This is a genomic window from Halopseudomonas bauzanensis, assembly GCF_900114735.1.
Classification (GTDB): domain Bacteria; phylum Pseudomonadota; class Gammaproteobacteria; order Pseudomonadales; family Pseudomonadaceae; genus Halopseudomonas; species Halopseudomonas bauzanensis.
The window spans coordinates 56720-71415 of the sequence record NZ_FOUA01000009.1 but is presented as its reverse complement, the minus strand read 5'-3'; the positions used below and the strand labels follow the sequence as shown (position 1 = coordinate 71415).

The following is a 14696-nucleotide window of genomic DNA, read 5'->3' as shown; positions in this document are numbered from 1 at the left end:
GCATGTATCTGAAACGCTCGATTACCGCCAACTGGGGCAACCTGCCGGTCGAGGAAATGGAATACGGCCCGATCAATCTGTTCTCCGGCGGCAACGGCTCCGGCAAGACCACCGCCGCCGATGCCCTGCAGACACTGATGACCGCCGCCCACGACAACCTGTTCAACTACAACCCCGGGCAGGACGAAACCACCCAGCGCGGGCGCGGCGGCAAGCAGGTACGTACCCTCGCCTCCTATGTTCTGGGTTGTGACGACGGCGCCTTCGCCCGGCCCTGGACCACCGACGGTTACATCGCCGGCGTGTTCCATCCCACCCAGGGCGAAACCGCCGAGCCGTTCACCGCGGTGATCGGCGTGCGCGCCCATCTGGATACTGCCGGTAGCAGCCGCCAGGCGCGTCAGGATGAACTGTTGCTGATGATCGTACCCGGTGAAATGCTGGCGCTCAGTGACTTCGTGCGGGACACCGACGACGGCCGCCATGTCATTCCGCTCACCGAATTGCCCAACCTGCTGCGCAAGCAGTTCGGCAAGCAAGGGGTGGAAACCTATGACCGCAAGAGTGCCTACCTGGCCCGCCTGTATGGCGCGCTGCGCGGCAAGGGCGATGCGGTGTCCATCCGCGAGGCAAAGAATGCTGCCCGCACCTTCGCCAACTTCATGGCTTACAAGCCGGTGCGCTCGATCGACCAGTTCGTCGCCGGCGAAGTACTCGAAGCCCGCGAATTCGGTGACACCATCAAACGCATCCGCGATCTGCTGCGTACCGTGCACGGGATGGAGCAGGAAGCCGCGCGCGTGCGCGGCGCCGTCGGTCTGCTGGAACAGTCGCGGCAACTGACCGAGGACTATCAGAACAGCTGGCTGGAGCGCATCGGCCTGGATTATGCCGCCGCCGCGCAGAACTGGAGCCACAATCGCAAGCAGTACGTGGCTGCCAAGGACAAGCAGCAGGAAATCAGCGCCCGCATCGATGACCTCACCGACGAGCAGCAGCTCAATGATGAGCGCACCCAGCAGGCTCACCGCGACCTGGTGCAATTGGAGGCCCGCCGCCAGGGCATTCCCGCACTGCAGGGCAAGGATGATCTGGAAAACCGCCAGCAGCTACTCACCGCGCGGCTGCAGCAGGGCGTGGCACCGCTGCTGGAGCAGGCCCACCAGCGTGATCTCAACCTGGAGGCGGTACGTACCGTACAGCATCTGGTGAGCACCGGTGTGGGGGTGGAAATTCCCGAACTGACGACCCGCAACTGGAAGAGCCTGGCCGATGAAATACTGGCTGCCGAGCAGCAACCGGTGGCCGAGCTGCACCAATTGCTGTCCAACGACTGGATCGACCTGAGTCCGCTGCACCACGGCCTGGATAATGTGCGCCAGCAACAACAGACCCATAACCGGCTGGCGACATTGCTTGCCCAGCCCGGCACCGACGGCATCAGCCTGCTGCAACGGGTGGACCGGCTGAGTCAGGAGCGGGCCGGCACCCTCGCCAACCTGGAACGCCAGATCACCATCAGCGAGCGGCAGATCAAGACGTTGCAGCAAAGCCGGGTGATCTATCCCATCTATGTTGAAGACGCCCTGGCCGCTATCCGCCAGCAATGCCCGGAAGCCGATCCGCGGGTGCTCTGCGACCATGTGGAAGTCACCGATCCCGACTGGCAGATGTCCATCGAAGGCTATCTCGGTGGTTCGCGCTTCGGCATTCTGGTCGAGCCGGCCCATGAAGCCGAGGCCATCCGCATCGTGCGCCAGCTCAGCGCCCGGGATCGCAACCGCGCCCGGGTGATCCAGGGCGACAAGGCCCGTCAGGACGCCGAGCGCCTCAGCCTGCCCAAGGACTCGGTGGTCCACGTATTGCGTTTCAGCCACCGCGTGGCCGAGCATTATGTGCGCGCCTCCTACGCCTCGCTGGTGCGGGTCAACGATGCTGCGGGCCTGCGCCAGGCTCGGCGGGGCATTACCCGCGAGGGCATGGGTTCGGGCAACTACTCCATGTTCCGCTGTGATATCGATGACAGCCAGTTGGTGTTCGGCGTCGCCGCCCGCGAGCGCAACCTGCGCGCCCAGCAGAAACAGCTGGAAGAACTGCAGCTGCAACGCCACGCACTGCGTCAGTTCGTGGAACAGCTGAAACATCTGGCCGCGGCGCTGCAACGTATCAAGCCGCTGGACTACCTGAGCCAGGCCAGCCAGTTGCTGGAACAGCGCCAGCAGTTGCAGGACATCGAGCAGCAGCTGGCCAGCCTGGACCTGAGCGCCTTCCACGATGTGGAGCAGGAGCTGGACCGGGTCAATGAACGCCACGCCGAGCTGGTAACCCGTCAGAGCGAGCTGCAGAAGGAACTGGGTGGCTTGAACGTGCAGCTGACCCAGATCAACCAGCGTATTCGTACGCTGTCAGACCAGGGCGATGCACTGCAGGAGCAACGTGAAGAGGCCGAGCAGTATCTGCTCGAAGCCGCCGCCCGCGTCACCGGCCTTGATCCCCAGCAGCGGTTGACCCAGATCGACGAGATGCTGACCCGCGCCGGCGATGATTTCGATTTTGCCGCCGACAGCAAGAGCCTCACCGACAGCCTCTATCAGCTGGCGGTCGCGCTTGATCGCGGCCTCAAGGAGTACAACCAGCAGGCGCAGCCGGCGGACAACCTGATCCATGACACCGCCGCCGAGGTGCACAGCCTGGCGTTCTTCGAGCATGTCTGTGGCCTGCGCCAGCAACTGGACAATCTGCATAATCGGCTGCGCAACAACGTGCTGCTGGAAAAGCAGGAGCAGTTGATCAAGCTGCGTGACAGCTTCAACAGCACCTTCATCACCGATCTGTGTCACGAGATCCACCAGGCGATCAACGATGGTGGTCGTACCCTGGAAGGGCTCAACACCGAGCTGCAGCATCACCGCTTCGGCGCCGACCGCGAGAGCTTCCAGTTCGAGTGGAGCTGGGTGCCGGAATACAAGGAATACTGGGAGTTCTTCCGCGAAGTCACGCAGATGCCGAACCTCGGTGACGGTGCCAGCCTCTTCGATGCCCACCTGTCCGGCAAGGGCGCGGCGGTGCGTGATCAGCTGCTCGGATTGCTGCTCGACGGTGATGAACAGCAGGCCCTGCGCGAGCTCGAACGGATCAGCGATTACCGTCGCTACCGCCGTTACGACATCCTCAAGCACCCCGAAGGCAAGGCGCCGATCCGGCTCAGCGAATACGGCACCGGCTCCGGTGGTCAGCTGGAGACCCCGGCCTACATCATCCGCGCCGCGGCGGTGACCAGCGCCTTCCGCTTCAATGAAGGCGACAGCCACCTGCGCATGGTGATTGTGGACGAGGCCTTCATGCACATGGATGAAACCCGCTCACGGGAAGTGATCAATTACCTGACCGAAACCCTCGGCCTGCAGCTGATCTTCATCATGCCGACCAGCAAGGCCGGCCCCTTCCTGGAGCTGATCAGCAACCAGTTCGTGTTCAGCAAGGTGCCCAGCCCCCGCGCGGTGGGTGAGCTCAACACCCGCGTGCTGCTCGATCGCCAGCAGCTCAACCGCGAGCGCATCACCGAGCTGTGGGCCAACCACCGCCGGGTGATTCGTCAGCAGGGGGCGCTGGATTTCATGGAGATGGTGTAGACGACGGGTAACGCCGCCCCCACAGTTGGGGCGGCGTACTGGTTGATACTATCGAGGTCGGTACAGAAAACGCCTGGGCGGCGCAATCAACCGAAACGCTGTGCCGGCGGCCGATACAGCAACATGGCGCCCTGACTGGCGAGCACCAGCAGGATCAACGGGGTCATTTCCAGCGTGCAGACGTAATGCAACATGCCCAGCCAGCCGGGCAGTTTGGCATGCGTCAGACCCAGCAGTTGCTGATGGTGCAGGCGAGTCCAGGCCGATTCGGCCTCGGCGCTATCCTGCTGGGCGTCGGCATCGATCACTGCCTGGCGGAAGTGACGGTAGCGCCAGACACTCAGCAGCAGGGTCAACAGCCCGGCAATGAACAGCGGCAGCGCCACTTCCGGGTAAGCGCCCTGGCGATCATGGAAGAACCAGACCACGGCAATCGGCAAAATCAGCGAAGCCAGACATTGCATGCGCCAGTTGCGGCGCATCGCCTGCCAGTGGGGACGGGTATCAAGCATCATTCTGCCTCGGCCTGGTGAATGGTGCCCAGCAAATGACCGAGCTTGCCGGCCTTGGTGGCCAGGTAGTTGCGATTGAACGGATTGAGACCGGTCTTCAGCGGGATGCGCTCGGCCACCGTGATGCCGAAGTCTTCCAGCGCCTTGACCTTGCGCGGGTTGTTGGTCAGCAGCTTGAGGCTGGTAATCCCCAGATGCGCCAGCATCGGCTTGCAGATGCCGTAGTCACGCTGATCCGCGCCGAAACCGAGCAGCTCGTTGGCCTCGACGGTGTCGGCGCCGCCGTCCTGCAGATGATAGGCGCGGATCTTGTTCATCAGACCAATGCCGCGGCCTTCCTGACGCAGATACAGCAGCGCACCACGACCTTCTTCGGCTATCGCCTTCAGGGCCGCTTCCAGCTGGAAACCGCAGTCGCAACGCAGGCTGAACAGCGCGTCGCCGGTCAGACATTCGGAATGCAAGCGCCCCAGCACCGGCTGACCGTCGCTTACGTCGCCCATGGTCAACACCACGTGCTCCTTGCCGGTACCGGGCTCAAGGAAGCCGTGCATGGTAAAAGTGCCCCACTGGGTGGGCAATTGGGATGACGCAACAAAGGTGACTGGCACGCTGTCTCCTGTACGACCACGCTGATTAGAGGGCCGTTATCTTAACAGCACATGGGCACCGCAGTCAGCGCCGATGTGCCCTCTCATGCCAGGCCGGGGATCGCGGCCAGTGCCAGCAATACCAGCAAGGCCATGATGCCGGCGAGTATATCGTCGAGCATGATGCCCAGCCCGCCGCTGACCTGCCGATCCACCCAGCCGATTGGCCAGGGCTTCCAGATGTCGAACAGGCGAAACAGCAGAAAGCCGATGATCAGCCACAGCCAGCCGGGCGGCGCCAGCCACAGGGTGATCCACACGCCGACGAACTCGTCCCAGACGATGCCACCATGATCGTGCACACCCAGATCGGCGGCGGTGCGATGGCACAGCCAGATGCCCAGCAGCGTACTCAGCACCAGCACCAGCGCATAGCCGCCGGGCGGCAATTGCTGCCACAGCAGCACGAAAGGCAATGCGACCAGCGAGCCCCAAGTGCCCGGCGCCTTGGGCAGCGCGCCGCTACCAAAGCCGAACGCCAGAAAGTGGATGGGGTTGCGCCATACCGAGGCCGGCGTTAGTTCATGGGATTCAGCCATGCTTGGATTCCTTGAAGTGTTGATAACCACCGGCGCCGCTGGTCGCCTGACCGTCCAGCCAGACCCCACTGCCCGCCGCCGCTTCGCCGATCACCCTGACCGGCCAGCCCTGACCGGCCCATTGCGCGACCAGCGCGGCGTGCTCCGGCGGCAAGGTGAACAACAGGACGTAATCATCTCCGCCGCGCAGCATCCATTCCCGCTGCTGAGCAGCCGGCCAGGCGCGCAGGGCCGCGGAACAGGGCAGATCGGCGCCATGTATATGCAGCGCCACGCCGCTGGCACCGGCCAGGTGTCCCGCATCCTGCAGCAGGCCATCCGAGACGTCCAGCCCGGCGGACGCTATCCCTGCCAGCGCGACACCCAACTCACACTGGGCCCGTGGCCGCCAGAAACGCGCAGCGAGATACTCACGGGCCGGCGCGGCCAGGTTATCCGGCAGCCCCTGCTCCAGCACCACAGCAAGACCAGCGGCGCCATCACCGAGAGGGCCACCGACACACAGCAGGTCTCCCGGACGGGCGCCGGCACGGCGCAAGGCCTGCCCCTGCGGCGCCTCGCCAAAGACACTGACGCCGATATTCAGGGGGCCACGGGTAGTGTCGCCGCCAATCAGGCTGATGTGGTGATCCGTGGCACAAGCGGCCAGGCCCGTGGAGAATGCCTGCAGCCAGTGTTCATCCACCGCGGGCAGGGTCAACGCCAGGGTGAAGCCCACCGGCGTGGCGGCCATGGCCGCCAGATCGCTGACCGCCACCGCCAATGCGCGGTAGCCGAGATCCTGGGGGGAATAGTGTTCGGGGAAGTGTACGCCCTGCACCAGACTGTCAGTGGATATGACCCACTGGCAGCCCGGTGTCGGCGTCAACAGGGCAGCGTCATCACCGATGCCGAGTGCGACCTTGGTATGCCCGCCCGCCTGCTCCAGCGCCGCGCGCTGGAAGTAGCGGCCGATCAGTCCGAATTCGCCCAGCGGCATGGCTGCTGCTCCTGCCGTGGCTCAGCGCCCCCGACGGGACGCATTCACCTCGACACTGCGCAGGCGGGGTGCCAGCTTGTCGAGGATGCCGTTGACGTATTTGTGACCATCGGTGGCGCCGAAGGTCTTGGCCATCTCGATGCCTTCGTTGATCACCACCTTGTAGGGCACGTCCACACGGCGGATCATTTCAAACACGCCGATGCGCAGGATGGCCAGCTCGATGGGATCAACTTCAGCGATCCCCCGATCCAGCACCTGCTCCAGGTGGCCATCGATCTCATGGAGATTCTGCGGCACGCCCAGCAACAGCTCACGGAAGTAGGCACCGTCCGCACTGTCGAAGTCATATTCGGGATCGCTGCGCAGTTGCGCCTCGATGTCCGTCAGTGACTGGCCAGCCATATGCCAGGAGTACAGGGCCTGCAGCGCAAGGCTGCGGGCCTTGCGGCGCATGGCGTTGCGGGATTGCCCGCCGGAACGCTTGGGTTTCGCGTCGTGATCAGCCACTTAGGCCTCCAGCTGCTTGATCACGCTGACCATTTCGATTGCCGAGAGGGCGGCTTCCGCGCCCTTGTTACCTGCCTTGGTACCGGAACGCTCGATGGCCTGCTCGATGCTGTCGACAGTCAGTACGCCGAAGGCTACCGGAATACCGGTTTCCAGCGACACCGCGCCTACGCCCTTGACGCATTCGCCGGCGACGTATTCGAAGTGCGGGGTGCCACCACGAATGACTGCCCCCAGAGTGATGATGGCGTCGTATTGCTTGAGATCAGCAACCTTGCGCACCATCAGCGGAATTTCAAAGGCACCGGGGACGCGAACGATGGTGATGTCGGCTTCCTTGACCCCATGGCGCTTGAGGGTGTCAACGGCGCCGTCGACCAGGCTTTCAACCACAAAGCTGTTGAAGCGGCCGACAACCAAGGCGTAACGACCCTGTGCAGCGACGAAGTCGCCTTCGATGGTACGGATAGCAGTCATGTCAATCTCTCTTAAAGAACCGGCGGCGCGCCAGGCGCCGCCGTGAATCCAAATGCGTTTATTCGCAGGGCAGGTATTCTACTACTTCCAGGTCGAACCCGGATATGGCGTTGAAGCGCATCGGCAACGATAGCAGCCGCATCTTGCGTACACCCAGATCGCGCAGGATCTGCGAGCCGGCCCCTACGGTATTGTAGGTGGTGGGACGGCGCACTGCCGGCTCATCGCCGCTCAGCTGTTGCACATGGTGCAGCAATTCGTCGCCTTCCATCTGGTTGCCCAGCAACAACACCACGCCATTGCCCTGCTCGGCCAGCTTGGCCATGGCCGCGCGCAGGCTCCAGCGGCCCGGCTGCTTGACCATGAACAGGTCGCGCAGCGGGTCCATGTTGTGCACCCGCACCAGGGTCGGCTGTTCCGGTTCGATCTCGCCCAGGGTCAAGGCCAGGTGTACGGCGTTTTCCAGGCTGTCCTTGTAGGTCACCAGGTTGAAGGTGCCCAGCTCGGTATCCAGCGGCTGCTCGGAAACCCGCTGCACGGTGCGCTCATTGAGCAGGCGGTAGTGGATCAGGTCGGCAATGGTACCGATCTTCAGGTCGTGCTCTTCGGCAAAGGCTTCCAGTTCGGGACGCCGCGCCATGCTGCCATCCTCGTTCATGATCTCGCAGATGACGCCGGACTCACCGAAACCACCCATGCGCGCCAGATCACAGGCGGCTTCGGTATGGCCGGCCCGCGCCAGTACACCACCGGGCTGAGCCATCAACGGGAAGATATGACCGGGGCTGACGATATCTTCGGCGACAGCATCGGGGGCGGCGGCCGCTTCCACGGTGCGCGCCCGGTCGGCAGCGGAAATGCCGGTGGTGACACCTTCGGCGGCTTCAATGGAAACGGTGAACTTGGTGCCGAACCCCGAGCCATTGCGCTGCACCATCAGCGGCAGCTTGAGCCGTTCGCAGCGCTCCAGGCTCATGGGCATGCAGATCAGGCCGCGACCATAACGCGCCATGAAGTTGATGTCTTCGGCCTTGCAGGCTTCGGCGGCCATGATCAGGTCGCCTTCATTCTCGCGGTCCTCATCATCCATCAGGATGACCATCTTGCCGGCGCGGATATCTTCAATCAGTTCTTCAATAGTATTCAGTTTCATACGGCCCTCCCGGGCACGTTGTCAGGACTTCAGAAAGCCGTTCTCGGCAAGAAACGCCATGTTGATACCGGGGGCGGCGCCCGCTTCGGCAGCCTTGTCACCCAGCAGCAGACGTTCCAGATAACGGGCGATCACATCTACCTCCAGGTTCACCGGACGGCCGGGCTGGTAATCGCCCATCACGGTTTCCTGCAGGGTGTGCGGGACGATGTTCAGGTCGAAGATCGCACCATCAACCCCGTTGACCGTGAGGCTGGTGCCATCCACGGTAATCGAACCCTTCTCGGCGATATAGCGGGCCAGCGCCGCCGGCGCTTCGATGCGAAAGCGCACCGAGCGCGCCTCCTCTTCCCGTGACAGGACCTTGCCGACGCCATCGACGTGGCCGCTGACCAGATGTCCGCCCAGCCGGGTGGAGGCGGTTAACGCCTTCTCCAGATTCACCCGGCTGCCCACCTTCAGCTCAGTAAAGGCGCTGCGGCGCATGGTTTCCTGGCTGACATCCGCCCAGAAACCATCGCCGGGCAGTTCCACGACCGTCAGACACACGCCGTTGACGGCGATGCTGTCACCCAACTTGACGTCGGCCAGGTCCAGCTTGCCGGTCTTCACATAAGCCCGCACATCGCCGCTGCGTGGCTGCAGGCTGTGGATCTGTCCAACTGCTTCGATTATCCCGGTAAACATGATTGCCTCGGTTACAGATGCATGGTCAGGGCGTGATCAACACGCCCACGCCGTAAACCGCCAGGAAGCCGACAACGAAGGCGAAGAACAACAACCCGAAGCTGCGGAAGTAGGACATGAAGGTCAACCCCGGCAACTTGCTCATGGCCACGATCCCGGCGGCGGAGCCAATTATAAGCAGGGAACCCCCCACACCGACAGCATAAGTCAGCCCCATCCATTCAGCGACACTCATTTCCAGGTCGGATTTGAGCAGCGCGGCGGTCAGCGGTACGTTGTCGATCAAGGCCGACAGCAAGCCCATCAGGAAGTTGGCCAGCAGCGTCGGCATCATGTCGTACAACGCGGTCAGGCTGCCAAGTACACCAATGAACTGCAGCATGCCGACCACCAGCAGAATACCGAGGAAGAACAGCAGGGTCTCGAATTCGATGGCGCGGATGTATTCGAGGATAGGGTCATTGATGACCTTCTCCTCCATCTGGTGCGCCAGCAGGAACATGACCGACAGGCCCGCCAGGAACGTCAGGGTCGGCGGAATATCGAACAGCAGGCTGAGCAGGATGGTGGCGAAGATGGTCAGGAAGAAGACCCATGCGACCATCCGCCCGGTGCGCTGCGAGTGCACCCGATTGCTGCGGTCAATGGTCACCACACCGTTCATGCCGATCGACAGCATCCCGGCCAGCAGCATGACAGCCGCCAGTGCCGGCAGGCTGAGCAACAGCAGTTGGGTGATCTCCACCTTGCCGGCAAGGAAGATCATCAGCGTGGTGACGTCGCCGGTGATCATTGCCACCCCACCGGAGTTGACCGAGAACACCACCAGCGTGGCGAAGCGCAGGGCCTTGCGCAGCTCCAGCTTGAGGCTCAGCACCAGCGCCATGGACACCAGGGTTGCGGTGATATTGTCAGCGAAGGATGAAAAGGCGAAGCAGAACAGCGCCGTCAGAAACAGCAGTTTACGCTCGCTGATCTGCCGGGGCAGGATCTTGAAGATGACACTGTCGATCAAGCCCTTCTTGTTCAGATAGGCGACGAAGGTCATGGTCGCCATCAGGAACAGCCACAGCCCGGCGATATCGAGAATATTATGGTTGAAGGCTTCCTGCACCCGCAGCCGGAATGCCTCGTCCGGCGCGCTGATGAACAACAGCATCCAGGCCAGCGTACCGAAGAACAGCACGACGATGGACTTGCTGATGTGGGTCACTTCTTCAAATATGACGCCGAGGATGGCCAGAATGGCCATCAGCAGCAGGGCTACTTCTACTACGCTCATGGGGTGGTTACTCTCGGAAGGAAGACACCGGTCGCGCCGTAATCCGCCAATCACGGCCGATAACCCGCATGTCGGTCACATCGAGATCCATGGCCTCGGCCATCCTGTCGAAGGGCAGATCCAACAGCGGTCGCGCCCGGCTACCCAGCAGCCTTGGCGCCATATAGACAATCAACTCATCTACCAAGGCGGCGCGCCAGAAGGCACCCGCCAGATCGGCACCGGACTCTACCAGTACCTCATTGCAGCCACGCCGGCCGAGTTCCTGCAGCAGGCCGCCGAGATCAACCCTGCCCTGCTCGCCGGGCAGCGCCAGCAACTCGGCTCCGTCATGCCGGTACTCCGCTTCGCGTTGCTGCGTGTCGGCACAGGCCACCAGCACCGGACCGGCTTCGCGGAACAGCCGCTGCTGCAGCGGTACTCGCAGGCGCCCATCGATCAACACTCGCAGGGGCTGGCTGGCGGCGGCTGCGGTTGCCAGGTCGGCATCCAGGCCGAGCTCGGCGGCGCGCACCGTCAGCGCCGAATCATCCAGCAGCACGCTATCCGCCCCGCTGATCACCGCACCACTGCGCGCCCGCAGGCGTTGTACATCGGCGCGAGCCTGCGGCCCGGTGATCCACTGGCTTTCACCGCTGGCCATGGCGGTGCGACCATCCAGACTCATGGCCAGTTTCAACCGCACCCAGGGTAATCCCTGCTGCATGCGCTTGATGAAACCGGGGTTGAGATCCCGCGCTTCGCTTTCCAGCAGGCCGCAGTCGACCTCGATGCCGGCGGCGCGCAGCCGCGCCAGCCCCTGGCCTGCCACTTGGGGATTCGGATCCTGCATGGCCGCCACCACGCGGCTGACGCCCGCATCGATCAGGGCATTGGCGCAGGGCGGGGTCTTGCCGAAGTGGCTGCAGGGCTCCAGGGTGACATAGGCCGTAGCGCCGCGAGCGCGTTCGCCGGCCTGGGCCAGGGCGTTGACTTCGGCATGGCCCTCGCCGGCACGCACGTGCCAGCCCTCGCCGACAATCTCGCCGTCGCGCGCCAGTACACAGCCCACCCGGGGATTCGGTTCGGTGGTGTACAGACCTCGAGCCGCCAATTGAATGGCCCGGGCCATCAGCCGATGATCGGTGGCATCCTCAGGCATCGGGTTCAACCGGCTCGCCACGGGACAGACGATCAATCTCCTCGCGGAACTGGTTGAGATCCTGGAAACGCCGGTATACCGAGGCAAAGCGGATGTAAGCCACCTCGTCCAGTTGCTTGAGCTCGGCCATCACCATTTCACCGACCACCATCGCCTTGATCTCGCGCTCACCGGTAGCGCGTAACCGATGCTTGATGCGGCCCAGGGCAGCTTCGATCTGCTCGACGCTGACCGGACGTTTTTCCAGCGCACGCAGCAGGCCGGCGCGCAGTTTGTCCTCATCGAAAGGCTGGCGACGACCGTCCTGCTTGATGATGCGCGGCAACACCAGCTCAGCCGTTTCGAAGGTAGTGAAACGCTCCTGGCAGGCCAGGCATTCGCGCCGACGACGCACCTGACCGCCATCGGCGACCAGCCTGGAATCGATTACCTTGGTGTCATTAGCGCCGCAAAAAGGACAATACATGTTCGGATCCGTAGCAGGTCTGAACAGCGGCCGTGCGCAGGCTCGCTGGGTAGACTGGTCAAAAGCCCCATAGCATACTCGCTGGCACAATGTTATTAAAGTAAGCCCATGTAACGCCGGGCACGTGGTTCCATCATTGCCGCGGATACGGCTAGAATGCGGCCGCCCTCTGCCACGGTACCCATCATGTCTGCACCCGGCCCGCTTGACGATCTGCATCACCTCCTGCAGGAAACCCTGCCGGAGGCACGTTTGCTGGCCAGTGCCCTGCCCGGTCTACCCGAGCTGCAACTGTGGCTACTCGACCCCGCCAACCTGCAGCGCGCCTTTTCCAGCGAAGAAACCCGCCGCCTGCTCGAAGAGCCGCCCTATTGGGGATTCTGCTGGGGCAGCGGGTTGGCATTGGCACGCTGGATTCTCGACCACCCGCAGGAGGTACGGGGCAAGCGGGTACTGGATTTCGGCGCGGGCTCGGGCATCGTCGCCCTGGCGTGCAGCGCTGCCGGTGCCAAACAGAGCATCGCCTGTGACCTGGACCAGCCGGCACGGCTGGCCAGCGGCCTGAATGCCGAGCTCAATGGGCAGCATGTCGAGCTGGCTGCCGACTACTTTGCCGTCACCGGCGAACTGGACCTGATACTCGCCGCCGATGTGCTCTATGACCGCGACAACCACGGCTTTCTCGACCTGTTCCTTGATCGTGCCGATCAGGTACTGGTGGCCGACTCGCGGGTGCGCAACCTGCAGCACCCCGGCTACCAACGGATAGGTACCCTCAGCGGTCAGACCTGGCCCGACCTGGGCGAACCGGTCGATTTTCGCCGGGTCGCGCTGTATCGTTCGACACCTTGATAACGCTCCTGCCCCGCCCCATATAAGACCCATGCCAGCCCGATCCGGAAACGCCATGAGCCAGCCCCGCATGTTCGATGTCACCACCGAGACCTTTGATCGTCTGGTGCTCGATAGCTCTCATGACAAGGCAGTGCTGGTAGACTTCTGGGCACCTGCGTGCGCGCCATGCAAGGCGCTCCTGCCCATGCTGATATCCATCACTGACAGCCACGCCGGCCACCTGCAACTGGCCAAGGTCAACTGTGATGAACAGCCCGCACTGGTCGAGCGTTTCGGCATTCGCACCCTGCCGACGGTCGTCCTGTTCCGGCACGGTCAGCCGGTAGATGGCTTCTCAGGGGTCCAGCCGACCAGTGTCATTCTCGAGATGCTCGAACCCCGTATCGCGGGGCCGACAGGCTAGCTATTAACGCCGATAAATCGCTGACCGCGCTTTACCGGGAAGCCATTGCCGTTACGTTTATGGCACTTTCGCCACTGCCGAATAATCAGCACTGCAGCGCAAAACTGCATTCCAGACGCCTCCCAACTTTCTGTCAAATTTAAATAAGCCGCGATGCCAATAAAAGTTTGACCACTTGGGAAAATATGGCCTACTCTTCTTTTACCGACTGGTAAAACAAGCATGTCCGGTCATGCATAAGACTCCACAAAAAAAATAACGGAGGCAGCGGTCATTATGTTGACCCGTTCACAGGCATTAGCGCTTGAGAAAGCGCCCAAGAGTGAATTCACGGAACTGGCCCGCCAAGCGGCAGGTATTCGAGATACTTACTGGGGCAAGAGTCTCAGTTACTCGCGCGCCGTTTTTGTTCCCCTTACCAACATGTGCCGTGACGACTGCGGTTATTGCACTTTCGTTCAGAAACCAGACTCTCCCAATGCGCGTTTAATGACCCCTGCTGAGGTCATGCAGATCGTCCATGACGGTGAACGTATGGGGTGCAAGGAAGTGTTGTTCAGCCTCGGCGAAAAGCCCGAGCTGCGTTACCCCGAAGCTCGGGCGGCCCTGGCCCGCCAAGGTCATACCAGCATGATCAGCTACCTGGCCGAGGTCTGCGCCATGGTGCTGAGCGAAAGCAGCATGCTACCCCACGTCAACGCCGGCACGCTGTCGGAAGCGGATATCAGACTCCTCAAGCCTTACAGCGTGAGCATGGGCATGATGTTGGAGAACGTCAGTCGCCGCCTGATTGCCAAGGGCGGCGCCCATTATGCCTGCCCGGATAAAGTGCCAGTGCAGCGCATCCGCACCCTCGACCGGGCTGGCCGACTGGGCGTGCCCTTCACCACCGGCATCCTGATCGGCATAGGGGAAACCTGGGCCGAGCGCGTCGACAGCCTGATGACGATCAACAATCTGCATCTCGAGCATGGCCATATTCAGGAAGTCATCGTGCAGAATTTCCGGGCCAAGGCAGGCACCGCCATGGCCGGCCACCCTGAGCCCGACCTCGACGATATGGTCCGCACGCTGGTGCTGGCGCGCCTGCTGCTCGCGCCGTCCATCAGCCTGCAAGCGCCACCGAATCTGGAGTCCCGCTTTGCATCCTATATTGCGGCCGGCATCAATGACTGGGGCGGTGTTTCACCATTGACCATCGACCACATCAATCCGGAACGCGCCTGGCCACAAATAGAATCACTACGCCGCGCTACAGCAGATTGTGGGTACGGACTGGAAGAGCGCCTCGCGGTCTACCCCCATTATCTTGAGCGCCCGCAGCATTTCTTCGCTGGCGACATTGCCCCCCGGTTATCCGCTATCGCCCGCGCTGATGGTCTGGCGTTACACCAGTGCCTGTCATGAGGA

At 62.6% G+C, this 14696-nt stretch carries 14 protein-coding genes and 1 pseudogene; 4 read left to right on the top strand and 11 right to left on the bottom strand.

Annotated elements, in window-relative coordinates; translation table 11 throughout:
* The first annotated feature begins 2 nt into the window (after positions 1-2).
* Positions 3-3632, top strand: a complete 3630-nt coding sequence (locus BM267_RS15660; protein ID WP_074781267.1) for an ATP-binding protein — start codon at positions 3-5, stop codon at positions 3630-3632.
* Between the two features lie 86 nt (positions 3633-3718).
* Here BM267_RS15660 and BM267_RS15655 read toward each other — a convergent pair whose 3' ends face one another.
* The 11 genes from BM267_RS15655 to nrdR all read right to left on the bottom strand — a co-directional run bounded on the left by BM267_RS15655 (position 3719) and on the right by nrdR (position 12028).
* The gene (locus BM267_RS15655) at positions 3719-4147 is read right to left on the bottom strand and encodes a hypothetical protein (RefSeq protein ID WP_136869989.1); all 429 of its coding nucleotides are present in this window, start codon (positions 4145-4147) and stop codon (positions 3719-3721) included.
* Positions 4144-4755 (bottom strand): GTP cyclohydrolase II, encoded by a 612-nt coding sequence (gene ribA / locus BM267_RS15650; protein ID WP_036993620.1) that lies wholly within the window; start codon positions 4753-4755, stop codon positions 4144-4146. The genes BM267_RS15655 and ribA overlap by 4 nt, the downstream gene beginning before the upstream one ends.
* Before the next feature lie 83 nt (positions 4756-4838).
* Positions 4839-5333 carry a phosphatidylglycerophosphatase A family protein gene (locus BM267_RS15645; protein ID WP_074781268.1) on the bottom strand — a complete coding sequence of 165 codons (495 nt, stop codon included), beginning with the start codon at positions 5331-5333 and terminating at the stop codon, positions 4839-4841.
* Complete coding sequence (thiL, locus tag BM267_RS15640; RefSeq protein WP_074781305.1) at positions 5326-6306, bottom strand: thiamine-phosphate kinase; 981 nt, start codon at positions 6304-6306, stop codon at positions 5326-5328. Before thiL ends, BM267_RS15645 begins: the two co-directional genes overlap by 8 nt.
* Positions 6307-6333: 27 nt before the next feature.
* The gene (gene nusB / locus BM267_RS15635) at positions 6334-6768 is read right to left on the bottom strand and encodes a transcription antitermination factor NusB (protein ID WP_083392546.1); all 435 of its coding nucleotides are present in this window, start codon (positions 6766-6768) and stop codon (positions 6334-6336) included.
* Positions 6769-6822: 54 nt separating this feature from the next.
* Entirely contained in the window at positions 6823-7299 is a 477-nt protein-coding gene (gene ribH / locus BM267_RS15630; RefSeq protein ID WP_036993624.1) for a 6,7-dimethyl-8-ribityllumazine synthase, read from the bottom strand.
* 58 nt (positions 7300-7357) lie between these two features.
* Complete coding sequence (gene ribBA / locus BM267_RS15625; protein WP_036993625.1) at positions 7358-8452, bottom strand: bifunctional 3,4-dihydroxy-2-butanone-4-phosphate synthase/GTP cyclohydrolase II; 1095 nt, start codon at positions 8450-8452, stop codon at positions 7358-7360.
* A gap of 21 nt (positions 8453-8473) precedes the next feature.
* Positions 8474-9139 carry a riboflavin synthase gene (locus tag BM267_RS15620; protein ID WP_074781270.1) on the bottom strand — a complete coding sequence of 222 codons (666 nt, stop codon included), beginning with the start codon at positions 9137-9139 and terminating at the stop codon, positions 8474-8476.
* 25 nt (positions 9140-9164) lie between these two features.
* On the bottom strand, positions 9165-10421 hold the full coding sequence (gene nhaD / locus BM267_RS15615; RefSeq protein WP_074781271.1) for a sodium:proton antiporter NhaD: 1257 nt from the start codon (positions 10419-10421) through the stop codon (positions 9165-9167).
* A 7-nt stretch (positions 10422-10428) separates the two neighbouring features.
* Positions 10429-11562: a bifunctional diaminohydroxyphosphoribosylaminopyrimidine deaminase/5-amino-6-(5-phosphoribosylamino)uracil reductase RibD gene (ribD, locus tag BM267_RS15610; RefSeq protein ID WP_074781272.1), complete on the bottom strand. Its 1134-nt coding sequence runs from the start codon at positions 11560-11562 to the stop codon at positions 10429-10431.
* Entirely contained in the window at positions 11555-12028 is a 474-nt protein-coding gene (gene nrdR, locus BM267_RS15605) for a transcriptional regulator NrdR (RefSeq protein ID WP_036993630.1), read from the bottom strand. Before nrdR ends, ribD begins: the two co-directional genes overlap by 8 nt.
* A 186-nt stretch (positions 12029-12214) precedes the next feature.
* Between nrdR and BM267_RS15600 the strand changes: the two genes are divergently transcribed.
* The 3 genes and pseudogenes from BM267_RS15600 (at position 12215) to cofG (ending at position 14693) form a co-directional block, all read left to right on the top strand.
* Positions 12215-12880, top strand: a complete 666-nt coding sequence (locus BM267_RS15600; protein WP_074781306.1) for a class I SAM-dependent methyltransferase — start codon at positions 12215-12217, stop codon at positions 12878-12880.
* Positions 12881-12935: 55 nt separating this feature from the next.
* Positions 12936-13277 (top strand): annotated as a pseudogene (locus BM267_RS15595) (thioredoxin family protein); the annotation flags it as partial.
* A gap of 285 nt (positions 13278-13562) precedes the next feature.
* A complete protein-coding gene (cofG, locus tag BM267_RS15590; RefSeq protein ID WP_074781274.1) occupies positions 13563-14693 on the top strand; it encodes a 7,8-didemethyl-8-hydroxy-5-deazariboflavin synthase CofG in 1131 nt (376 codons plus the stop codon).
* The last annotated feature ends 3 nt before the right edge of the window (positions 14694-14696 follow it).

Excerpts from the sequence above, each read along its gene's own strand:
- BM267_RS15660 (WP_074781267.1), top strand. The coding sequence starts at position 3 with ATGTATCTGAAACGCTCGATTACCGCCAACTGGGGCAACCTGCCGGTC.
- BM267_RS15655 (WP_136869989.1), bottom strand. The coding sequence starts at position 4,147 with ATGATGCTTGATACCCGTCCCCACTGGCAGGCGATGCGCCGCAACTGG.
- BM267_RS15645 (WP_074781268.1), bottom strand. The coding sequence starts at position 5,333 with ATGGCTGAATCCCATGAACTAACGCCGGCCTCGGTATGGCGCAACCCC.
- nusB (WP_083392546.1), bottom strand. The coding sequence starts at position 6,768 with ATGCGCCGCAAGGCCCGCAGCCTTGCGCTGCAGGCCCTGTACTCCTGG.
- ribH (WP_036993624.1), bottom strand. The coding sequence starts at position 7,299 with ATGACTGCTATCCGTACCATCGAAGGCGACTTCGTCGCTGCACAGGGT.
- ribBA (WP_036993625.1), bottom strand. The coding sequence starts at position 8,452 with ATGAAACTGAATACTATTGAAGAACTGATTGAAGATATCCGCGCCGGC.
- BM267_RS15620 (WP_074781270.1), bottom strand. The coding sequence starts at position 9,139 with ATGTTTACCGGGATAATCGAAGCAGTTGGACAGATCCACAGCCTGCAG.
- nhaD (WP_074781271.1), bottom strand. The coding sequence starts at position 10,421 with ATGAGCGTAGTAGAAGTAGCCCTGCTGCTGATGGCCATTCTGGCCATC.
- ribD (WP_074781272.1), bottom strand. The coding sequence starts at position 11,562 with ATGCCTGAGGATGCCACCGATCATCGGCTGATGGCCCGGGCCATTCAA.
- nrdR (WP_036993630.1), bottom strand. The coding sequence starts at position 12,028 with ATGTATTGTCCTTTTTGCGGCGCTAATGACACCAAGGTAATCGATTCC.
- BM267_RS15600 (WP_074781306.1), top strand. The coding sequence starts at position 12,215 with ATGTCTGCACCCGGCCCGCTTGACGATCTGCATCACCTCCTGCAGGAA.
- cofG (WP_074781274.1), top strand. The coding sequence starts at position 13,563 with ATGTTGACCCGTTCACAGGCATTAGCGCTTGAGAAAGCGCCCAAGAGT.